General features: G+C 70.3%; 18 protein-coding genes. 2 read left to right on the forward strand and 16 right to left on the reverse strand.

The window, feature by feature from the left end; translation table 11 throughout:
• Positions 1-28: 28 nt before the first annotated feature.
• Positions 29-694 (reverse strand): NUDIX domain-containing protein, encoded by a 666-nt coding sequence (locus FB381_RS13060; protein ID WP_246088092.1) that lies wholly within the window; start codon positions 692-694, stop codon positions 29-31.
• 22 nt (positions 695-716) lie between these two features.
• Between FB381_RS13060 and pepN the strand changes: the two genes are divergently transcribed.
• On the forward strand, positions 717-3155 hold the full coding sequence (gene pepN / locus FB381_RS13065; protein WP_141780683.1) for an aminopeptidase N: 2439 nt from the start codon (positions 717-719) through the stop codon (positions 3153-3155).
• Positions 3156-3189: 34 nt separating this feature from the next.
• On the opposite strand, the gene FB381_RS13070 is transcribed toward pepN, so the two are convergent.
• From FB381_RS13070 to FB381_RS13100, 7 genes are all read right to left on the reverse strand, one after another.
• Entirely contained in the window at positions 3190-4902 is a 1713-nt protein-coding gene (locus FB381_RS13070; protein WP_141780684.1) for a CTP synthase, read from the reverse strand.
• Positions 4903-4916: 14 nt separating this feature from the next.
• A complete protein-coding gene (gene steA / locus FB381_RS13075; protein WP_141780685.1) occupies positions 4917-6821 on the reverse strand; it encodes a putative cytokinetic ring protein SteA in 1905 nt (634 codons plus the stop codon).
• A gap of 267 nt (positions 6822-7088) precedes the next feature.
• A complete protein-coding gene (gene recN / locus FB381_RS13080; RefSeq protein WP_141780686.1) occupies positions 7089-8855 on the reverse strand; it encodes a DNA repair protein RecN in 1767 nt (588 codons plus the stop codon).
• Positions 8848-9825 (reverse strand): NAD kinase, encoded by a 978-nt coding sequence (locus FB381_RS13085; protein WP_425465447.1) that lies wholly within the window; start codon positions 9823-9825, stop codon positions 8848-8850. The genes recN and FB381_RS13085 overlap by 8 nt, the downstream gene beginning before the upstream one ends.
• Before the next feature lie 79 nt (positions 9826-9904).
• Complete coding sequence (locus FB381_RS13090) at positions 9905-10768, reverse strand: TlyA family RNA methyltransferase (RefSeq protein WP_141780688.1); 864 nt, start codon at positions 10766-10768, stop codon at positions 9905-9907.
• A gap of 11 nt (positions 10769-10779) precedes the next feature.
• The gene (locus FB381_RS13095; protein ID WP_141780689.1) at positions 10780-11070 is read right to left on the reverse strand and encodes a hypothetical protein; all 291 of its coding nucleotides are present in this window, start codon (positions 11068-11070) and stop codon (positions 10780-10782) included.
• Complete coding sequence (locus FB381_RS13100; RefSeq protein ID WP_141780690.1) at positions 11067-12113, reverse strand: HAD-IIA family hydrolase; 1047 nt, start codon at positions 12111-12113, stop codon at positions 11067-11069. The genes FB381_RS13095 and FB381_RS13100 overlap by 4 nt, the downstream gene beginning before the upstream one ends.
• Before the next feature lie 67 nt (positions 12114-12180).
• On the opposite strand from FB381_RS13100, the gene FB381_RS13105 reads away from it, so the two are divergent.
• Positions 12181-13347, forward strand: a complete 1167-nt coding sequence (locus FB381_RS13105) for a DUF1015 family protein (protein ID WP_141780691.1) — start codon at positions 12181-12183, stop codon at positions 13345-13347.
• Here FB381_RS13105 and FB381_RS13110 read toward each other — a convergent pair.
• The 8 genes from FB381_RS13110 to argB all read right to left on the reverse strand — a co-directional run bounded on the left by FB381_RS13110 (position 13344) and on the right by argB (position 21105).
• Complete coding sequence (locus FB381_RS13110; RefSeq protein ID WP_141780692.1) at positions 13344-13763, reverse strand: single-stranded DNA-binding protein; 420 nt, start codon at positions 13761-13763, stop codon at positions 13344-13346. The genes FB381_RS13105 and FB381_RS13110 overlap by 4 nt on opposite strands.
• Before the next feature lie 193 nt (positions 13764-13956).
• Positions 13957-14568, reverse strand: coding sequence for a DNA-3-methyladenine glycosylase (locus tag FB381_RS13115; protein WP_141780693.1), 612 nt, complete (start codon positions 14566-14568; stop codon positions 13957-13959).
• A 10-nt stretch (positions 14569-14578) separates the two neighbouring features.
• A complete protein-coding gene (gene argH, locus FB381_RS13120) occupies positions 14579-16003 on the reverse strand; it encodes an argininosuccinate lyase (protein WP_141780694.1) in 1425 nt (474 codons plus the stop codon).
• Positions 16003-17439: an argininosuccinate synthase gene (gene argG, locus FB381_RS13125; RefSeq protein ID WP_141780695.1), complete on the reverse strand. Its 1437-nt coding sequence runs from the start codon at positions 17437-17439 to the stop codon at positions 16003-16005. The genes argH and argG overlap by 1 nt, the downstream gene beginning before the upstream one ends.
• A 25-nt stretch (positions 17440-17464) precedes the next feature.
• Positions 17465-17995, reverse strand: a complete 531-nt coding sequence (locus tag FB381_RS13130; protein WP_141780696.1) for an arginine repressor — start codon at positions 17993-17995, stop codon at positions 17465-17467.
• A gap of 76 nt (positions 17996-18071) precedes the next feature.
• Positions 18072-18995, reverse strand: coding sequence for an ornithine carbamoyltransferase (gene argF, locus FB381_RS13135; protein ID WP_141780697.1), 924 nt, complete (start codon positions 18993-18995; stop codon positions 18072-18074).
• Positions 18992-20170: an acetylornithine transaminase gene (locus FB381_RS13140; RefSeq protein WP_141780698.1), complete on the reverse strand. Its 1179-nt coding sequence runs from the start codon at positions 20168-20170 to the stop codon at positions 18992-18994. Before FB381_RS13140 ends, argF begins: the two co-directional genes overlap by 4 nt.
• Positions 20167-21105, reverse strand: coding sequence for an acetylglutamate kinase (gene argB / locus FB381_RS13145; protein ID WP_141782761.1), 939 nt, complete (start codon positions 21103-21105; stop codon positions 20167-20169). The genes FB381_RS13140 and argB overlap by 4 nt, the downstream gene beginning before the upstream one ends.
• Positions 21106-21115: the final 10 nt, after the last annotated feature.

Consider the following 21115-nt stretch of genomic DNA (forward strand, 5'->3'; position numbering starts at 1 on the left):
CATGAATGTGGTCTCTCGCAGGCCCTGATCAGACTTTGCCACGAGACCTGAGCGCGGCGTACGCCAAAACGGCCTGCACCACGGGCGAGTCGGTCGCGCGGCCGTCGAGCACGGCGTCGAGGAGCTCCTCGAAGGGCACCCAGTGGATGCTCATCTCCGCCTCCTCGTGCTCGAGCTCGAACCCGTCGCGGTCGCTCGCGGTGAGTCCGCGCGCGAGGAAGAAGTGATGGATCTCCTCGCTCAGGCCTGGGGAGGTGTAGGTGGAGAGCAGGGGCGTCCACTCGGCTGCCTCGTGGGCGACCTCTTCGCGCAGCTCACGCACGGCCACGTCGAGCGGGTCCTCGCCGGGGTAGTCGATCAGCCCGGCCGGGAGCTCGACGAAGCGGCGCTTGGCGGGGTGACGGTACTGGGTGATGACCAGCGCCCGCTCGTCGTCGTCGAGCGCCAGCACCACCGCAGCACCGGGGTGCTCGACCACGAGACGGCGAAACGGCTCCTCCTCCTCGTGCCCGGGGCGGTTGATCCGGTCCGACCGCAACGCGACCACCCAGCCGTCGCGGTGGATGTCCTCGCTCGAGACGACCGGCCAGCTCTCAGGCGTGTCCCACTCGGTCAGCGGACCGTGGTCGTGCTCCGCGGAGGCGTGCTCGTCGTCGTGCGGGATCGAGTCGGAAAAACCTGCGTCCGAAGTCATGGGCCGAGGCTACTCTCGGCTCATGTCAGAGACTTCCCCCGCCGCCCCCGCCTCGCTCACCCAGGAGGAGGCGGCCGCCAGGGCCGCCGCGATCTCCGTCGACCGCTACGACATCGCCCTCGATCTGACCGGTCTGCTGGGCGGGGAGACGCTGACCAGCATCTCGACGATCACCTTCTCCGCGGCTCCCGGCACGAGCACGTTCGTGGACTGCGTCGCCGAGGTCTCGGCGGCCACCCTCAACGGCACCGCCCTCGATCTGAGCACCCTCGACGCCGACCGCATCCCGCTCCCGGACCTGGCCGCGACCAACACGCTCGTCGTGACCGCGTCGCAGTCCGACACCTCCTCCTCCGAGGGGGTGCTCCGCACCGTCGACCCGACCGACGACAACGTCTATGTCTGGACCTCCTTCGAGCCCGACGACGCCCGGCGGCTCTGGGCCTGCTTCGACCAGCCCGACCTCAAGGCGGTCCACGCCTTCACCGTGACGGCGCCGGAGCAGTGGACCGTGCTCTCCAACTCCGCACCCGCGGGAGTCACCGACGCGGCGAAAGGCGCCCGGGTCTGGGCCTTCGAGGACACTCCCCCGCTCTCGACGTACGTCGTGGTGGTCAATGCCGGACCGTTCGTCGAGGTCCGCGCCGAGCGGGGTGGCTACGACCTCGGGCTTTACGCCCGCCAGTCGCTGCGCACGCAGCTCGAGCGCGACACCGACGACATCCTGCGGGTGACCGAGCACGGGCTGGCCTGGTACGGCACCAGGTTCGGGCTGCCGTTTCCCCAGCGGCGCTACGACCAGATCTTCGTGCCCGACATGGGCGGGGCGATGGAGAACTGGGGCGCGGTGACGCACTCCGACGCCTTCCTCTACCGCACCGCCCCGACCCACCCCGAGCGGGCCGAGCGCGCCAACGTGGTGCTCCACGAGATGGCCCACATGTGGTTCGGCGACCTGGTCACGATGCGCTGGTGGGACGATCTGTGGCTCAACGAGGCGTTCGCCTCGTGGGCGGCGGTGTGGTCCAGCGCGGCGCTGGAGGAGTATTCCGAGGCGTGGGCCGGCATCGCGGTGACCGAGAAGATCGCGGCGTACAACACCGACATCTCCCCCGCCACCCACCCGATCCGCGGCGTGGTGCCCAGCGTCGACGTCGCGATGGCCAACTTCGACGCGATCACCTACGCCAAGGGCCAGAGCGTGCTGCAGCAGCTGTGCGCCTACATCGGTGAGGACGCCTATCTCGCCGGGCTGCAGGCCTACTTCGCCGAGCACGCCTACGGCAACACCACGCTCTCCGACCTGATGGGTGCCTTCGGCGCGGCCGCCGGCAAGGACCTCTCCGGTTGGACCACCGCCTGGCTCGACCACGAGGGCACCGACCTGATCACGCTCGTCGGCGACACCCTCACCGTGACCAGCCCCGACGGCACCGTGCGGCCCCACCAGCTCGAGATCGCCTCGTACGCCGCCGACGGCGCGTTGCTCGCCTCGACCCCGGTCACGATCGAAGGCGGCTCGGCGAAGGTCGACCTCCCCGACGCCGCGGCACACCTGGTCAACGCCACCGACGTCACGTTCGCCGCGACCCGGTCCGACGCGGCCAGCGAGGCGTGGCTGCGCGACCGTTCCGGGCTCCTGCCGACCACGACGGCGCGCGCGGTCTCGGTCGACAACGCCTGGCTCTCGCTGCTCCGTGGTGAGATCGGCGGCCCCGACCTGGTCGGTCACGTGCTGCAGATCCTGGTGCGCGAGCGCAGCCCCCAGGTGGTCGCGCCGTTCCTGACGTTGGCCGAGCGGGCTGCCGAGCTGTGGACCGCGCCCGAGCACGTCGAGCTGATGCGCTCTGCGGTCGCCGCCGCGGCGGTCGGCTTCACCAGCGACACCGACAACCGCGCCGAGGCGCTGCGCGTGCTCGCCCGCCATGCGACCAGCGAGGACCAGTTCGCGCTCGTACGTGAGGCCGCGGCCGACGACATCGTGCTCGACTGGCTGCTGCTGGCTCGTGGCGCCGAGCTGGGCAGCTACGACGCGGCCGCCGCCGAGGCGCTGATGGAGCGTGACCCCGACCCGGAGGCGTGGGTGTGGGCACTCCTGGCGCGGGCCGCGGGCCCCGAGCCCGCCGCGAAGGAGGAGGCCTGGCAGGTCGCCATGGTCGAGCGCCGGCTGCCGCACAGCGATGCCGGCTATCAGCTGCCCAACGCGTTCTGGCGTCCGGGCCAGCAGGACGTTCTTGCCCCGTACGCCGGGCGTTATCTGGAGTCGATCGCGGCCATCCAGGGCGGCGGCCTGCTCAACTACGGTCTGCAGACCCGCTTCTACCCCGCCACCGCAGGCGAGGAGGTGATCGGGGCCGTCGAGGCGTCGCTGGCAGGTGGGGCGCTGGTGCCGTTCGTGCACCGCAGCCTCGTCGCCCGGCTCGACACCCACAGACGCCAGCTGGCCGCCCGGGCTCGATGAGCCCGGGCGGCCGGGCCGCACGGCCGGACCGGGCTCAGGCCTCGGCCGGCTCCGGCAGCTCGACGTCGTCGACGTCGCGGCGCAGCTTGGACTCGTCGATCGGGAACCGCTGCTCCTTCTGCCGGTCGAGGGCCGCCTTCACGAGCCCGACGAAGAGCGGGTGCGGGCGAGTCGGCCGCGAGCGCAGCTCGGGGTGGGCCTGGGTGGAGACGTAGTAGGGGTGGACGTCTCGGGGCAGCTCGACAAACTCGACGAGCTGGTTGTCGGGCGAGAGGCCGGAGAACACCAGACCGGCCTCCTCGAGCTGGTCACGGTAGGAGTTGTTGACCTCGTAGCGGTGCCGGTGGCGCTCCTCGATGGAGGCCTCGCCGTAGACCTCTGCGGCGATCGAGCCCTTCTTGAGCTCGGCCGGGTAGAGGCCCAGACGCATGGTGCCGCCCAGGTCGCCCGCGCCCTCGACGTACGCCTTCTGCTCCTCCATCGTGGCGATGACGGGCTCGGGGGTCTCGGCGTCGAACTCGGTGGAGTCGGCCTTCTCCAGGCCGAGCACGTTGCGGGCGTACTCGATGACCATGCACTGCAGCCCCAGGCACAGGCCGAGCGTGGGGATCTGGTGGGTGCGGGTGTAGGTCAGCGCGCCGAGCTTGCCCTCCAGTCCGCGGATGCCGAAGCCGCCGGGCACGCAGACGGCGTCGAGGTCGTGGAGGTTCTTGGCCGCGCCCTCGGGGGTCTCGCACTCGTCGGAGGGGATCCAGCGGATATTGACCTTGGCCTCGTTGCCGAACCCACCGGCGCGCAGGGCCTCGCCGACGCTCAGGTAGGCGTCGGGGAGATCGATGTACTTGCCGACCAGACCGATCGTGAGCTCCTCCTTGGGGTGGTGCACCCGGCGGAGCAGGTCGTCCCACAGCGACCAGTCGACGTCGCGGAAGGGCAGGTTGAGCTTGCGTACGACGTAGGCGTCGAGGCCCTCACGGTGGAGCACCTTCGGGATGTCGTAGATGCTCGGCGCGTCGGCGGCGGTCACGACCGCGTCCTCGTCGACGTCGCACATGAGCGCGATCTTGCGCTTGATGCCCTCCGGAAGCTCGCGGTCTGCGCGGCACACGATCGCGTCGGGCTGGATGCCGATCTGGCGCAGCGCCATCACCGAGTGCTGGGTCGGCTTGGTCTTCAGTTCCTTGGAGGGGCCGATGTAGGGCACCAGGGAGACGTGCACGAAGAACACGTTGTCGCGGCCCAGCCGCTGACGCACCTGGCGCGCGGCCTCGAGGAACGGCTGCGACTCGATGTCGCCGACGGTGCCACCGATCTCGGTGATCACCACGTCGATGTCGGGGCCGTGCATGGCCAGGATGCGCTCGGAGATCTCGTCGGTGATGTGCGGGATCACCTGGACGGTCTCGCCGAGGTAGTCGCCGCGGCGCTCCTTGGCGATGACGTTGGAGTAGACCTGACCGGTGGTCACGTTGGCGTGGCCGACGAGGTTGGTGTCGAGGAACCGTTCGTAGTGGCCGATGTCGAGATCGGTCTCGGCACCGTCGTTGGTCACGAAGACCTCACCGTGCTGGAACGGATTCATCGTGCCGGGATCCACGTTGAGATACGGATCCAGCTTCTGCATGGTCACGCTCAGACCACGCGAGCGGAGAAGGCGGCCGAGGCTCGAGGCGCTCAGACCCTTTCCCAAGGAGGAGGCGACGCCCCCGGTGACAAAAATGTGCTTGGTCAAGCTCGCCGACTTCATGGGCCTCGATCCTATCAATCCTTGAGCAGGCCGCCGAAACCTGACGCACCGAAGTCGCCACCTTGCTGGCTCTTCTGGCGCGCCAAGGCGAGCGGCGCTGCGATCTGTCCGGTCGTGGTCTCGATCCCGTCGACCGACCCGAACCAGCCGGGCCAGTCGTGGTCGCGCAGGCTCTGGAGATCCTTCGAGTCGCTCTTCGCCGCCACGAGCAGGCCTTTCGCACTCGCGCCGAGGCCTTCGGTGAGCCCTTCGACCGCCGTGGTGTCGTCGTGGTCCTTGCCGAGGACGACCAGCACGAGATCGGCAGGACCCGAAGGCCGCCCCTTGGCCGTGACCAGGTCACCGGTGAGCAATGCCACAGCCGCGGTCTTGGCCGGCTGGTCGAACGAGGACGCCGGGCGGGCGCCGGCGTAGGTCTCCCCGATCACCTGCCCCATCCGCTGGTAGGTGGCCTGGTCGGCGTCACCGCGACCGAGCTGCTTGACCAGCTGGGTGCCCAGCGTGTCGACGTACTGCTTGCGGTCGGGGTCGAGGAGCTTGGGACGTACGTTGAGCACCCCTGTGGTCGTGCCGCCGGCTGCCTTGATGTTGCCGGTGAGCGCGTCGACGCTCTTCGGGTCGGCCCCCGGCATCGTGATGACGGCGACCTTGCTGCCCTCGAGCTTGCCGGCGAGCAGGGTCTCCCCCGAGTCGGCGACGAACTGGGCCTCGGCGTCGTCTCGGTCCGACGACTTCTCCTCCGCGCTGCCGGCCCGGGTGGCGCCGGAGGCGGAGCCCGTGCCCTCGGGGGTGAGGTCGTGGTCGGCGACCCAGATGCCAGCCGGGATGCCGACGAGCAGCGCGGCGGCCGCGGCCACGACCGGCGCGAAGAACCTGCCGGAGCGCGGCCGGCGATCACTGAGGGCCGGCACCGCAGAGGCGTCGACCAGGCTCGGCCCGAGCGCCAGTCGGGTCAGGTAGGTGCCGGCGAGCCCAGGGCGCTGGTCTTCGAGGAAGTCGGTCAGCGTCGTGCTGAGCCCTGCGCCGACGATCAGCGAAGGATGCTGCGCGTAGGCGACCAACAGGCTCGCGTCTTCCGGCGCCAGCGACGACACGAAGCGCTTCGCCTCGACACCGACCCGGTCGAGGTGCTCGCCGGCCTGGTCGCTCGCAGCGCCTCCGGGTGCGAGCACGACCTCGGCCGCGCCGGTGAGCACCTTCGAGTCGGGGTAGACATCGGGATCGGCACCGAGCAGGACCACGGCGCCGCGCAGCTGCTTCCTGGTCAGCCTCGTCGCTGCCGCCCCGACGGCGATGATGACGGGCTGCTGCTCGTGCAGGAAGGTCTTCAGGCCGTGCAGAAGCCTGTCGAGATCGGGATGGTCGGCGACGACCACGACCGGACGGCCCTCCATCGGCGTATCCAGAAGAGGCACGCCGGTGCCGTGCAGCAGCACGTCCTCCTCGCGCCGCAGCAGCTGGCTGCTGTTGTGGGTGAAGAGCTCCAGGTGGGAGCCGAGGCCCTGTTTGGCGTCTTCGAGATCACTCTCGAGCGTCTCGGCGTCGAGCGCACGACCCGACGTCAGCCGCTGCTCGCCGTCGAAGATCTCGCCCTCGAGGATGCGCGCCTTGCGGCCGTCGACCAGCGTCTCGAGCCCGGACTCGCCCACCTTGTCGATGAGCTCGATGCCGGCCTCGGCCAACGTCTCCGGGCCCCGGTTGGGATAGCGCCCCGAGACCATCGGCTGGGCGTTGACGACCGCCACGACCCCCTTGGCCACGATCGCCAGCGCGGTCGCCCGGTCGAGATCGACATGGTCGATGACCGCGATGTCGCCCTCTTTGAGCCTCGGGATCAGGGTGCGCGTCGGCCGCCCGCTTCGGAGCGTGCCGCGGATCCCTGGAAGTACGGAAGGAATCTGGCGAGTAGGCAGTCTCATGGCCCGCCAATCCTCCCCTGCCGCCGCTCGATGTCCCTGGAACTCATCCCGGCGAGTCCTCCTCCCGGCGAGAAGTCACTCCTGCAGGTCCAGGAGTCACCCCTGCAGACCGAGTCGTCACCCCCGTACGCCGATGAGTCACCCCTGCAGGGCGAAGAGTCGCTCCCGCAGACCGAGAAGTCACCGAGGTGCCCAATCGACCTGCACAAGTGACGTCTCGCCCCGTACGAGTGACCCTTCGACCTGCAGGAGTGACTTCTGGGCGGGTCAGGGTTTGGCGGAGCGGGCGACGTCGAGGAGCTCTCGGGCGTGGGCGATGGCGGTGTCGGAGGCGGTGAGGCCGGCGAGCATCCGGGAGAGCTCACGTTCGCGGGAGTCGTCGTCGAGGACGCTCAGGCCGGAGCTGGTGACCACCCCGTCGCTGGTCTTCTCGACCGCGACGTGATGGTCGGCGAAGGCGGCGACCTGGGGCAGGTGGGTGACGACGAGCACCTGGGCGGTGCGGGCCAGCTGAGCGAGGCGGCGGCCGATCTCGACCGCGGCGGTGCCGCCGACGCCGGCGTCGACCTCGTCGAAGACGAAGGTCGGGACCGGGCTGGTGGCGGCGAGCACCACCTCGATGGCCAGCATCACCCGGGAGAGCTCACCGCCGGAGGCGCCCTTGTGGAGCGGGCGCGGTTCCGAGCCGGTGTTGGCGGCCAGCAGCAGCTCGACCTCGTCGAGACCGTTGGACCCGTAGCGCAGCCAGCGCTTGCTCTTCCCCGATCCGACCAGCAGCGGAGCGTGCGGCTCGTCCTCCGAGCCGGGGGCGTCGGTCTCCTTCTGGCGTACGTCGACCACGAGTCGGGCGTGGGGCATCGCCAGCCCGGTCAGCTCGTCGCTGACAGCCTCGGCCAGCGCGCCCGCGGCGTCGGTGCGCGCGGTCGAGAGCGCCACGCCGGCGTCGGCGAGCTCGGCTCGAAGGCGCGTACGTTCTGCCTTGAGCTCTTCGATCCGGGAGTCGTCGGAGTCGAGCTCGAGGAGGCGCTTGGCGCTGGTCTCGGACCAGGCGAGCACCTCGTCGATGGTCTCGCCGTACTTCCGGGTCAGCGCGGTCAGGGCCGCGCGGCGCTCGGAGACGACGGCCAGCCGGGCGGGATCGGTCTCGACCGCGGCCGCGTAGGAGGCGACGTCGGTGGCTGCGTCGGAGAGCAGGTAGTTGACCTCGGCGAGACGCTCGGCGAGCGCGGCGGCGTCGGGATCGTGGTCGCGCACGCTGTCGAGCGCACGGCGCGCGGCCGAGACCGCACCGAGGGCGTCAGGAGCGTCGGGGTCTTCGGTGGAGAGCGCCTCGCGGGCCTGCTCCGCGGCGGTGCGCAGCGTGTCGGCGTAGCCGAGCCTGCCCTCCTCCTGAGCAAGCGTCGCGTCTTCACCGGGCTCCGGGGAGACCGCCTCGATCTCGCCGAGCCCGAAGCGCAGCAGGTCAGCCTCCTGCGCCCGTTCGCGGGCGTGGGTGGTGACGTCGTCGAGCTCGCGCTCGACCTTGCCGAGCTCGGCGTGGAGGTCGGTGTACGCAGCGAGCAGCTTCGCGACCGCGTCGCCTCCGAAACGGTCGAGCGAGTCGCGCTGCGCGCGCGGCTGCAGCAGGCGGTGCTGGTCGGACTGGCCGTGGACGGCCACCAGAGGTGAGGTCACCGATCCGAGGGTGGCCACCGGCACCGTCGCCCCGCCGACGTAGGCCCGAGCACGGCCCTCGGCGGCGACGGTGCGGGCCACCAGGACGCGGCCCTCCTCGACCTCGCCACCAGCCTCCTCGGTCGCATCGACGACGCCGGGCAGCGTACGAGCGTCGATGACGCCCTCGACCCGGGCCGACTTCTTGCCTGTGCGGACCGATCCGGCGTCGCCGCGGCCGCCCAGAAGCAGCCCGAGCGCGGTCACGATCATCGTCTTTCCGGCACCGGTCTCACCGGTCACCACGGTCAGTCCTGGGCCGAGCTCCAAGGTCGAGGACTCGATGATCCCGAGCCCGGAGATCCTGATCTCCTCAAGCATTCTCGCCTCCGTTCATCCTGAACGGACGCCGTTCCGCGGCGCCTCGCCATCCCTCCACCGACAGTCCGAACTTCCGCACCAGACGATCCGTGAAGGGTGCCTGGTGCAGGCGGACGAGTCTGACTGGCTCCACCCCCCTGGTGACCTCGATCCGGGCGCCCGGGCCGAGCTCGTGGGAGCGGCGGCCGTCACACCAGAGCACGCCGACACCGTCGGCCCTGGAGATGACCTCGACGGCGAGCACCGAGGTCGGCGCGACCACCATCGGCCGCGCGAACAGGGCGTGGGCGCTGATCGGGGTCAGCAGCAGGGCCTCGACGCCGGGCCACACGACCGGGCCACCGGCGGAGAAGTTGTAGGCGGTCGAGCCGGTCGGCGTCGCGCAGACAACACCGTCGCAGCCCCATCGCGACAGCGGACGGCCATCGATCTCGACGACCACCTCGAGCATCCGCTCGCGCGCTGCCTTCTCGACGCTGGCCTCGTTGACCGCGAAGGTGCGGAAGACCTTCTTTCCGTCCTCGAAGACGCTGACCTCGAGCGCCAGCCTGTCCTCGGAGGTGTAGCGGCGGTGCACGATCGCCTCGATCGTCGACTCGACGTCGTCGTGCTCTGCCTCCGCGAGAAAGCCGACATGTCCGAGGTTGACCCCGAGCACCGGAGTGCGATCGGGCTGGACGATCTCGGCGGCACGCAGGATGGTGCCGTCACCGCCGATGACCAGCGCCAGCTCGCAGTCGTGGCTGGCGCCGTCCTCGTCGGCCACGAGCTCGATCGCCGGCTGGTACGCACCCGGGTCGATGCCCAGATCCTCGGCCTCGGGAGCCAGCATCCTGACCACGATGCCGTGGACCGCGAGCGACTTCGCGCACGCGAACGCCACCTCACGGGCCTCTTCGCGACCCGTGTGGATGAGCATGAGGACACGCCGAACCTCGGCCGGGTCCACGGGGGCGTCGGCTTCGCTCACGCGAGCACCTCCGTAGCGCAAGCGCCGGAGTACGAAGGCGCTCGCGTGTTGTTCAGACGGTTCACTCGCTGACGGTCGATCACGGATCAACCTTCCCAGACGCCACCGACACTTCATCGGTGGCGGGGTTCTCCAGGCCACGCTGCTCACGCACGGCCTGCTCGATCTCGGCGTCGTCGATCGTGGCCTCGCCGCGGCGCAGCCACAGGAAGAACTCGACGTTGCCCGACGGCCCCGGAAGCGGGCTCGTGGTCACGGCACGTGCACCCCACCCGCGCCTGGCAGCGGCCTCGGCGACGGCATTGACCGCCTCGGCGCGCAGCGCATGGTCGCGTACGACGCCGCCCTTGCCGACGCGGTCCTTGCCGACCTCGAACTGCGGCTTGACCATCAGCGCGAGGTCGCCGTCGGGCCTGGTGACCGAGATCAGCGCGTCGAGGACGAGCTCGAGGGAGATGAAGGAGAGGTCGCCGACCACGACCTCGACCGGCTCGCCGACCAGGTCGAGGGACAGGTCGCGGATGTTGGTGCGGTCGTGGACGGTGACGCGTTCGTGCTGCTGCAGGCGCCAGGCGAGCTGGCCGTAGCCGACGTCGACGGCGACCACCTGGTCGGCGCCGTTGCGCAGAAGCACGTCGGTGAACCCGCCCGTGGACGCGCCCGCGTCGAGGCAGCGGCGGCCGTCGACGGAAAGGCCCAGCGGCGCGAAGGCCGCCAGAGCCCCGGCGAGCTTGTGGCCTCCGCGGGAGACGAAGTCGGGTCGGTCGGGATCGTCGGTCACGACGATGGCTACGTCGGTGGTGACCCCGGTGGCCGGTTTGGTCGCGCGGTTGCCCGAGACCGTGACCCGCCCGGCGGCGATCAGCTCGCTGGCGTGCTCACGGGATCGGGCCAGCTTGCGTCGGACCAGCTCGGCGTCGAGTCGCAGGCGGCGAGGAGGCATCTGCTCGTCTCTCAGGACTGGTCGGTGGGCTGGGACTGCGCCTGCTGGGGCTGCGCGTGCTGGGACGGTGCCTGCTGGGACGCCGCACCGGCGACCCGAGCCATCGCATCGTGGGCCTGGGTCTCGGGGTCGAGGGCCCGGCGGAGCTCGGTGTGGGCCGTCTCGAAGACGCCGACGTGCTCCTCCAGCGGCAGCTCGTCGAGGCGGTCGAGCGTCTCCAGGACCGCATCCACGCGGGCGACGCCGGTGTGCGACGAGGTTGCGGCCGGTGCCGGGACCTCGTCGAAGTGCTGCTCGCTCATGTGGGCGAGACTACCGCCCCGGAGTCCTCATCCGGTCGAGGTGGCACGGCCTGTGCTCCGACAGCGGCTGCTGTGTCCGTGGCGTCCAGGTGGGACCACGCGCTGGTCGCGGCAACCCGCCACCAGTCGTCCGCGCTTCCTTCGCCCTCGACGCTGAGCTCGCCGTCGCGCACCTGTGCCGTCCATCCCTCCAGCCGAGCGGTGGTTCCGTCGACGTCGGGCACGGGATGAGGCTCGAGCAACCCACGCAGGTCGGTGGAGATGTAGGTCGGACGCAGCTGTGGCTCGGCCGCGACCAGCTCCGCGAGGCCGGTCACGCCGGTGAGCACCAAGAGCGTGTCGATGCCGACGTTGTGGCCGCCCTCGATGTCGGTGTCGAGCCGGTCGCCGACCATCAACGGGGTCGACGCCCCGGTGCGGCGGATCGTCTCCTCGAGCAGCGGTCGCGACGGCTTGCCCGCCACGACCGGCTCGACCTCGGCGAAGCGGCGCAGCGTGTCGACCAGCACGCCATGGCCGGGGGCCAGGCCGTAGGCCGCGGGGAAGGTCATGTCGGTGTTGCTGGCGACCCAGAGGAGGCCTTCCTTGATGCGTACGGCGGCACGCAGGATGTCCTTCCACAGCAGATCGGGGTTGTAGCCGGTGACGATCGCGTCGGCGTCCTCGGCGACGTCGACCGGAACGAGGCCTGCCGCCTCGAGCGGCTCGCTCAGCCCGCCGGCGCCGAGGTTGACCACCTTCGCACCCGGATCGAGACGCTCGGCGAGGACGCGCGCCGCGGCCTGAGCGGAGGTGACGACGTCGTCGGCCTCCGCCTCGATCCCCAGCTTGCGAATGTTGGCGGCGACCTTCGTCGCCGTACGCGATGCGTTGTTGGTGATGAACGCCAACCGCATGCCCTTCTCCCGGGCCGCGGCGAGCGACTCGGGGGCGCGCGGCACCGCCTCTCCCCCGACGTAGACCACGCCGTCGAGGTCGAGCATCGCCACGTCGTAGCCGTCGGTGAGCTCCTGAGGTGAACCCTTCAACAAGCGGCCGGTCATCACATCGAGTTCCTCGTCTGGCTCGGGGGTTCGGCGAATAGCACCAGTGTGACCCTACGATGTGCGGATGGACGATACGGGTGTGGTCAGGGCGCCTTATCTGGGGCGTCCGCTTCGGCTGGAGCCATTTCGGGCGCTCTCGCTGACCCCTTCACGGATCGGGGACCCCACTTCCGCGCGTCTCTACTCACGGCCCTACCGCGGCGTCGCCTCTCGGATCAGCTCGTGGCTGGCGCGCGGAGACCTCCGCGAGCACCGTGAGCTCGCGCTGTATCTGCACGAGTACACCGCCGCCGGGATCACCGTGCGCGGCGTCGTCGGGATCCTCGATGTCTCACATCGCACCGACGACCCCGGCGAGTCGGCCGTGCTTCCTCATGAGGGCGTACGCACCGCGCAGGCCGAGCAGCTCGCTTCTCGGATGCGGCAGATGCGGGTGCACCCGGCTCCGATCCTGCTCACCTACCGCGCCCCTGAGGGCGTCTCCGCGCTGCTCGATCGTGTGCAGTCCGGCAGGCCGGAGGAGCAGTACGACGATCACGGCGGCCAGCACCACCGTGTCTGGACGATCACCGAGGAGTCGATGATCGAGCAGCTCCGAGAGGCATGGGCGGACCAGCAGGCACTGATCGCCGACGGCCACCATCGCTACGCGGCCTATGCGCAGATCCAAGGCCTGAGCGACCCCGGAGCCGGCGGCGCGCCCGCGACGGACTTCGGTCTGGCGATGCTCATCGACCAGGACGACACGCCCCTGCAGCTCGGCGCGATCCACCGGGTGCTGGCCGGGGTGAGCCTGCGCGACCTGCGGGCGGCCGCGGAGTCGGTGGGCGCAACATGGTCCCCGAGCAGTCGCGACGCTGCCCTGGGGCAGCTCGGTCCGGGCGCGATGGCGGTCAGCGACGGGCGCGGCTGGGCCACGCTCGGCGTCGACACCTCGGCCGACACCGTCACCGGCGACGTCGGCTATCTCCACGACCGGGTGCTTCCGGCGCTGCGTCGAGAGCCGTCGAGGGTCCTGCACGCGCACCAGGTCGATGCCGCGCTCAAGCGCGCCCGCCCGGGCCGCGACGTCGCCGTGCTGCTCGCCGCACCGGCCTTCGACTCGATCCTCTCCTCAGCCTCGGTCGGCCGGCTGCTCCCGGAGAAGGCGACCTCCTTCCAGCCGAAGCCTCATCCCGGCGTGCTCATCCGGCTTCTCGATGCCGCGCAGCTGGAGAAGTCGCGCCACTAGCTCGCCTGCCTGGCAGCCGCCGCAGCTCTGCTCACGCGTCTGGCCGAGATCACCTCCACCTCGGTCATCGACTGCAGCCGCCCGCCCGTCTTGAAGAACCGGCGGCGCAGCGAGCCGTTGACCTCGACCACGTCGCCGACCTGCCAGGTCATCGCCGCGCGCCGGACCCGGGCGACCCAGGTGTGGCACTCCAGCGCGTCGATCTGCACCCTGCTCCCCCGGCGCTTGTCGCGCGGACGGTTGACCACGACCCTGAACGCGGTGAGCTGGTCACCGCTCGGCAGCTCCTTCTCCTCCGCGGCCAACGAGAGCCGCCCGATCAGCCGAACCTCGTTGACCGTGGCAAGCCCTGTCGCCTGCCCTGCCCGCTCGCCATCGTCTGGTGATGGGTCCTTCTCCACTCTTGCGACCGTCATCTCGATCACCTCCGCCCAACATCTTGGTCGGGCGCACCGACAGTTCAGCCCGGCGCAGCAGAGCCTGTGGACAACCCCTGTCCGAACCGGGCCTGTGGAGAGCAGATGGCCCGCTACTCCCGGTGCGGAGCGGATCCCTTTCCTGTTCGCGCCAGAGACGAAGCCCGCCGCGGAGAAGCGAGACCGAGCCGATTCATGTCGCGGTCCGTACGCGTCGCACGGCCTTGCGATAGGCGGAGACCGACGGCTCACCGCCGAGCCACCATCGCCAGGGTCGGTCCGCGGCGCGACTGATGCCCACCCGCGGACCACGCTCGATGCCACCGACAGCGGTCGCCGGCGGCTCGAGACGTACGGCACCCTGTCCGAGCAGGTCGGCGCCGTCATGATCGGCGTTGATCCCGAGCGCCCGGGCGAGGTTGCCAGGACCACGCGCGAGGTCGCGAGGCTTCGGCCGCTCCCCTCTCCGCTGCCTGGCGACATCGGAGCCCTCGACCACCTCGCCCGCGCGCAGCAGCACCGCGGAAGCCTCGCCCTCACGCCCGGTCACGACGTTGGCGCACCAGTGGATGCCGTGCGATCGGTAGACGTAGAGGTGCCCGGCCGGCCCGAACATCACCTGGTTGCGCGGGGTGACTCCCTTGTAGGCGTGCGAGGCGGGGTCGCCGTCGCCGCCGTAGGCCTCGACCTCGGTGATCCGCAGCACCGCCCAACCGTCCTCCGCCCGCACACCGAGGAGGCATCCCAACAGGCCAGGAGCCACCTCGGTGACGGGACACGTGAGGTCAGGAAGGCCGAGACTCATGTCGCCCAGACTAGGCGGGACGGAACCCCGCAACCTTCGACCGCAGCTCGTCGAGCTGCTCGGCGACCCGCTCGGGCGCCGTGCCACCGCGGCCGTTGCGCGAGGCGACCGACCCCTCGGCGGTCAGCACGAGGCGTACGTCGGGGGTCAGCGCCGACGAGATCGACGCGAACTCCTCGTCGGTGAGCTCGTCGAGCTCGACGCCGCGCTTCTCCGCCGCCTGGACGCAGGCTCCGGCGACCTCGTGGGCGATCCGGAACGGGGTGCCCTGTCGCACCAGCCACTCCGCGATGTCGGTGGCCAGCGAGAAGCCCTGAGGGGCGAGCTCGGCCATCCGCTCGGTGTTGTAGACCAGCGTCGCCACCTGGCCGGTAAAGGCCGGCAGCAGCACCTCGAGGGTGTCGAGTGAGTCGAAGACCGGCTCCTTGTCCTCCTGGAGGTCGCGGTTGTAGGCCAGCGGCAGCGCCTTCAGCGTCGTCAGCAGCCCGGTCAGGTTGCCGACCAGGCGTCCGGCCTTACCTCGGGCGAGCTCGGAGATGTCGGGGTTCTTCTTCTGCGGCATGATGCTCGACCCCGTCGACCAGGAGTCGTGCAGCGTGATGAAGTCGAACTCCCTGGTCGCCCACAGGATGATCTCCTCGGCGATCCGGCTGATGTCGACACCGATCTGAGCGCACACGTAGGCGAACTCGGCGACGAAGTCGCGCGAGGCGGTGCCGTCGATCGAGTTGGCGCTCGAGCCGGTGAAACCGAGCTCGGCGGCGACCAGCTCGGGGTCGAGTCCGAGAGACTGACCCGCCAGCGCACCCGACCCGTAGGGCGAGTCGCACACGACCCGCTCGCGCCAGTCGTCGAGCCGGTCGACGTCACGCAGCAGCGACCAGGCGTGGGCCATCAGGTGATGCGAGAGCAGCACAGGCTGCGCATGCTGGAGGTGCGTACGCCCCGGCATGATCGCGCCCAGATGAGTCTCCGCCTGCGTGCCGAGCGCCTCGATCAGGTCGAGCACCTGCCCGCGCAGCACCCGCTCGTGGTCGAGCAGATAGTTGCGGAACAACGTCGCGATCTGGTCGTTGCGCGAACGACCAGCCCGCAGCTTGCCGCCGACCTCGGGCCCGATCTCCTCGATCAGGAGACGCTCCATCGCGCCGTGCACGTCTTCGTCGGAGGCCGCCGGCAGCAGCCGCCCGCTGGTGAACCTGTCGGCGAGGACGTCGAGGCCCTGGTGGATCTCGTTCTCCTCCTCACCCGTGAGCAGACCGGCCGCCCCCAGCGCCTTGGCATGGGCATGCGACCCGGCGATGTCGTAGAGCGCCAGGCGCCAGTCGAACTGCGTCGAGCGCGAGATCGCCTCGAGCTCCGGCGACGGGCCGCCGGCGAACCGGCCACCCCAGAGCTTGCCTTCGTTGGTGGTGTGGGCGGGCGTGTTCGACATCAGTCGTTCCCGGCCTCGAAGGCGGCCTCGTCGAGGACCGTGTCGTCCAGGTCGGAGGCGGGCTTGCCCTCGGTGGCGGCGATGCGGTCGAAGCCGCCGGCGGGGAGCTCGCCGAAGAGGGTGCCGTGCTCGACGAGGACGGTGCCCTGGTCGAGGGGGTGGCCCGCGTAGACCTCGAGCTTGGAGCGGGAGTCGGCGATGTCGAGGTTGCGCATGGTGAGCTGGCCGATGCGGTCGACGGGGCCGAAGGCGGCGTTCTCGACGCGCTCCATCGACAGCTTCTCGGGGTGGTAGGAGAAGTGCGATCCCTCGGTGTTGAGGATCGTGTAGTCCTCACCGCGACGCAGGCGCAGGGTGACGGTGCCGGAGACGAGGGAGGCGATCCAGCGCTGGATCGACTCGCGCACCATCAGCGCCTGCGGGTCGAGCCAGCGACCCTCGTACATCAGCCGGCCGAGCTTGCGACCCTCGGTGTAGTAGTTGGCCATGGTGTCCTCGTTGTGCACCGCGTTGAGCAGGCGCTCGTAGGCGATCCACAGCAGCGCCATGCCCGGCGCCTCGTAGATGCCGCGCGACTTGGCCTCGATGATCCGGTTCTCGATCTGGTCGGACATGCCCAGACCGTGGCGGCCGCCGATCGCGTTGGCCTCGTAGACCAGCTCGACGGCGTCGGTGTAGCGCTTGCCGTTGATCGCCACCGGGCGACCCTCGTCGAAGGAGATCGAGACGTCCTCGGTCTCGATGGCGACCGAGGGGTCCCAGAACTTCACGCCCATGATCGGTTCGACGGTCTCCAGGGAGACATCGAGATGCTCGAGGGTCTTGGCCTCGTGGGTGGCGCCCCAGATGTTGGCGTCGGTGGAGTAGGCCTTCTCGGTCGAGTCGCGGTAGGGCAGCTGGTGCGCCACCAGCCACTCCGACATCTCGTGACGTCCGCCGAGCTCGTGGACGAAGTCGGCGTCGAGCCACGGCTTGTAGATGCGCAGCTCGGGGTTGGCCATCAGGCCGTAGCGGTAGAACCGCTCGATGTCGTTGCCCTTGAAGGTCGACCCGTCACCCCAGATGTTGACGTCGTCGGCGTGCATCGCGCGCACCAGCATCGTGCCGGTGACGGCGCGGCCCAGCGGCGTGGTGTTGAAGTAGGCGCGGCCGCCCGAACGGATGTGGAAGGCACCGCAGGCCAGGGCCGCGAGGCCCTCCTCGACCAGCTGCGGCTTGATGTCGATGGCGCGCGCGATCTCGGCCCCGTAGGACATCGCGCGGTCCGGTACCCCGGAGATGTCGGGCTCGTCGTACTGCCCGATGTCGGCGGTATACGTGCACGGCACCGCGCCCTTGTCGCGCATCCAGGCGACAGCCACGGAGGTGTCGAGGCCTCCGGAGAAGGCGATGCCAACGCGCTCGCCCTTGGGAAGGGAGGTCAGGACCTTGCTCACGAGATGATGCTCCTTGTTTCTGGGACTACTGCTGAATGTCGGTGGTCTTGCCGGCGAGGTCGAGGAAGCGGTTGACGAGAGCCGCGCTTCCCCGTGGTTCTCGGCTGATGACGAGCACGGTGTCGTCGCCGGCGATAGTGCCGAGGATGTCGGGATATTCGGCCCGGTCGATCGCGGAGGCGAAGTATTGAGCCCCTCCAGCAGGCGTACGCAGCACCACCAGGTTGGCGCTGCCGTCAGCGCTGACCAACAGCTCGCGGGCGAGCCGGCCGAGCTTGCTGCGTCCGCTGGCCGACTCGGCCGGGGCCACCGCCGTACGGTCGCCGCCTTCGCCGGGGACCGCGTAGACCAGCGCCCCGGAGGCCGCCCGCACCTTCACCGCGTCGAGCTCGTCGAGGTCGCGCGAGAGCGTGGCCTGGGTGACGTTGACCCCGTGGGAGAGCAGCGCCTCGGACAGCTCGGTCTGGGAGTGGATCTCCGTGCCCCAGACGATGTCCATGATCAACGACTGGCGCGAGCCCTTGGTCGCCGGCCGCTGGGCCTCATGTGTCGTCATCGCGCCGCCTCCGTAGCGCAAGCGCCAGAATACGGACGCCGCGCGCTGAATCTGATGGTCACTCGCTGACGCTCGCTCATCGCCGCTCCCACAAGAACGCCAGGATCGCCTTCTGGGCGTGACGCCGGTTCTCCGCTTCGTCCCACACCAGGCTCCTGGGTCCGTCGAGCACCTCGGCGGAGATCTCCTTGCCCCGGTAGGCGGGCAGGCAGTGCAGCACGACGGCGTCGGCGTCGGCGTGACCGAGCAGGTCGGTGGTCAGCGCGTAGGGAGAGAACACCGCGGCGCGCGCCGCCGCCTCGCTCTCCTTGCCCATCGAGACCCAGGTGTCGGTGATGAGCACGTCGGCCCCGTCGGCCGCCTTGATCGGGTCAGGGGTGACCGAGACCGAGCCGCCGGTGTCTTGAGCGATCTCCTTGGCCCGCACCAGCACCTCCGCGTCGGGCGCATAGCCCTCCGGAGCACCGAACCGGACGTGCATCCCGGCAGTGGCGCCGGCAAGGGCCCAGGAGTTGCCCATGTTGCACGCGGCATCGCCCAGGAAGGTCGCCGTCAGCCCGCCCAGCGATCCCTTGTGCTCACGCAGGGTCTGCAGGTCGGCGAGCAGCTGGCAGGGGTGGAAGTCGTCGGTGAGCGCGTTGACGACCGGGACCCCGGAGTGGGCGGCCATCTCTTCGATGTCGGCGTGCGCGAACGTACGCCACACGATCTCGCCCGCCTGGCGACCGAGCACCCGCGCGACATCGGCGACGGACTCGCGCTCGCCGATCCCGGCCAGGCGCCCGTCGACGAGCATCGAGTGCCCGCCGAGCTCGGCGATGCCGGAGGAGAACGACGACTGCGTGCGCAGCGTCGGCTTGTCGTAGATCGTCGCGACGGTCACCGGGCCGGCCAGCGGCTTGGCTGCGAACGGGTCCTGCTTCATCGATGCCGCGAGGGCGAGCACCTCGGCCTGCTCGGCCGGGGTGAGGTCGTCGTCGCGGAGGAAGTGCCGGGTCACGTCGTCGCCTCCTCTGCTGCGTCGAGAATGGCCGGCCAGGCAGCCAGGAGCTGCTCGGCGTCGGCCTCGGTGAGCACGAGCGGCGGCACGATCCGGATCCTCTCGGGGGTCGGGTTGTTGAGGATGAAGCCCGCCTCGAGCGCCGCGGCGGCGACCTTGGCGGAGTCGATGCCGTCGAGGACGACGCCGAGGAAGAAGCCTTCGCCGTCGACACCGGTCACTCGCGGGTCGGCGGCGAGGCCGTCGCGCAGCTTCTGGCCGAGCACGGTCGCGTGCTCGAGGAGCCCCTCGGACTCGATGGTGTCGACCACCGCGAGACCGGCGGCACAGGCCACCGGGTTGCCACCGAAGGTGGTGCCGTGGTTGCCGGGCTCGAAGAGCGTCGCCGCCCGCCCGATGCCGATGCAGGCGCCGATCGGGAAGCCGCCGCCCAGCCCCTTGGCGAGGGTGACGATGTCGGCGGTGATCCCGGCGGTCTCGTGGGCGAACCAACGACCGGTCCGCCCGATGCCGGACTGCACCTCGTCGAGCCACAACAGCGCGCCGTGCTCGTCGGCGATGCCGCGCGCGGCGGCCAGGTAGCCGGCCGGCGGGACGATGACGCCGGCCTCACCTTGGATCGGCTCCATCACGATGGCGGCCGTCTGGTCGCTCACCGCGGCCGCCAGCGCGTCCGCGTCACCGTAGGGCACCCAGGTGACGTCTCCCGGGAGCGGTTCGAAGGGCGCCCGGTAGGCCTCCTTGGCGGTCAGCGCCAGCGCGCCCATCGAGCGGCCGTGGAAGGCGCCCTCGACGGCGACGATCTGCGTGCGCCCGGTGCGGCGGGTGAGCTTGATCGCGGCCTCGTTGGCCTCGGTGCCGGAGTTGGCGAAGAAGACCTTGCCGGTCTCACCGCCGGGCACCCGGGCGAGCAGCGCCTCGGCGAGCTCGACCTGCGGCTGGGAGGTGAAGAAGTTGGAGATGTGGCCCAGCGACTCCAGCTGGGAGGTCACCGCCGAGACCAGCGCCGGGTGGGCGTGGCCGAGAGAGTTGACGGCGATCCCGGCGAGGAGGTCGACGTACTCCTTGCCGTTCTCGTCCCATACGTGGGCGCCTTCGCCTCGGGTGAGCACCAGCTTGGGGGCGCCGAAGGTGTTCATCAGCGAGGCGGCGTAGCGCGCTGCGACGGTGGTCATTGGCCCAGCTCCCTTGCTTTGCGGGTCTTGGTGGTGACGCCGGGGAGCACCTGGGTGCCGACTCCCTCGGCGGTGAACAGCTCGAGCAGCACAGCGTGCGGGTTGCGCCCGTCGACGACGGTCGCGCGGGGCACCCCGCCCTTGACCGCAGCCAGGCAGGAGCCCATCTTCGGGATCATGCCGCTGGCCAGCTCGGGCAGGATGCTCTCGAGGGCCTCCGGGCTGATCTCGCCGATGACCTCCTCCGGGTCGGGCCAGTCGAGGTAGAGCCCCTCGACATCGGTGAGCACCAGCAGCTTCTCGGCCTTCAGCGCGACCGCGAGCGATGAGGCGGCCATGTCGGCATTGACGTTGTAGATCGCACCGTCGGCATCGGGGGCGATGCTGGAGACGACCGGGATCCGGCCGGCCTCGATCAGGTCGAGGACCGAGGAGGGCCGCACGTCGACGACCTCGCCGACCTGCCCGAGGTCGACCTCCTCACCATCGACGATCGTGCTCGCCGGCTCGGCGGTGAAGAGTCCGGCATCCTCGCCGGAGCAACCCACGGCCAGCGGTCCGTGCTCGTTGATCAGGCCGACGAGCTCGCGCTGCACCTGGCCGACCAGCACCATGCGGACGACCTCCATCGCCTCGGGCGTGGTCACCCGCAGGCCACCCCGGAACTCCGACTCGATGCCGAGCCGGTCGAGCATGCTCGAGATCTGCGGGCCACCGCCGTGCACGACCACCGGCTTGAAGCCGGCGAACCGCATGAACGCGATGTCTTCGGCGAAGGCACGCTTGAGCTTGTCGTCGGTCATGGCGTTGCCGCCGTACTTCACCACGACGATCTTGCCGTGGTATTCCTTCAGCCACGGCAGCGCACCGGCGAGCGTGCGGGCCTTGGCGGGGTCGGGTCTGCCGGGCTCGTGCGCCACGGTCTCGAGATCCAGGTTCACGCCG

Origin of the sequence: Nocardioides albertanoniae, from assembly GCF_006716315.1 — a bacterium.
In the GTDB taxonomy this organism is placed as follows: domain Bacteria; phylum Actinomycetota; class Actinomycetes; order Propionibacteriales; family Nocardioidaceae; genus Nocardioides; species Nocardioides albertanoniae.

Coding starts and splice junctions, on each gene's coding strand:
- FB381_RS13105 (WP_141780691.1), top strand. CDS start 12,181: ATGGACGATACGGGTGTGGTCAGGGCGCCTTATCTGGGGCGTCCGCTT.
- FB381_RS13070 (WP_141780684.1), bottom strand. CDS start 4,902: ATGAAGTCGGCGAGCTTGACCAAGCACATTTTTGTCACCGGGGGCGTC.
- FB381_RS13140 (WP_141780698.1), bottom strand. CDS start 20,170: ATGACCACCGTCGCAGCGCGCTACGCCGCCTCGCTGATGAACACCTTC.
- FB381_RS13095 (WP_141780689.1), bottom strand. CDS start 11,070: ATGAGCGAGCAGCACTTCGACGAGGTCCCGGCACCGGCCGCAACCTCG.
- recN (WP_141780686.1), bottom strand. CDS start 8,855: ATGCTTGAGGAGATCAGGATCTCCGGGCTCGGGATCATCGAGTCCTCG.
- FB381_RS13100 (WP_141780690.1), bottom strand. CDS start 12,113: ATGACCGGCCGCTTGTTGAAGGGTTCACCTCAGGAGCTCACCGACGGC.
- FB381_RS13090 (WP_141780688.1), bottom strand. CDS start 10,768: ATGCCTCCTCGCCGCCTGCGACTCGACGCCGAGCTGGTCCGACGCAAG.
- FB381_RS13115 (WP_141780693.1), bottom strand. CDS start 14,568: ATGAGTCTCGGCCTTCCTGACCTCACGTGTCCCGTCACCGAGGTGGCT.
- FB381_RS13110 (WP_141780692.1), bottom strand. CDS start 13,763: ATGACGGTCGCAAGAGTGGAGAAGGACCCATCACCAGACGATGGCGAG.
- argH (WP_141780694.1), bottom strand. CDS start 16,003: ATGTCGAACACGCCCGCCCACACCACCAACGAAGGCAAGCTCTGGGGT.
- pepN (WP_141780683.1), top strand. CDS start 717: ATGTCAGAGACTTCCCCCGCCGCCCCCGCCTCGCTCACCCAGGAGGAG.
- FB381_RS13130 (WP_141780696.1), bottom strand. CDS start 17,995: ATGACGACACATGAGGCCCAGCGGCCGGCGACCAAGGGCTCGCGCCAG.
- FB381_RS13060 (WP_246088092.1), bottom strand. CDS start 694: ATGACTTCGGACGCAGGTTTTTCCGACTCGATCCCGCACGACGACGAG.
- steA (WP_141780685.1), bottom strand. CDS start 6,821: ATGAGACTGCCTACTCGCCAGATTCCTTCCGTACTTCCAGGGATCCGC.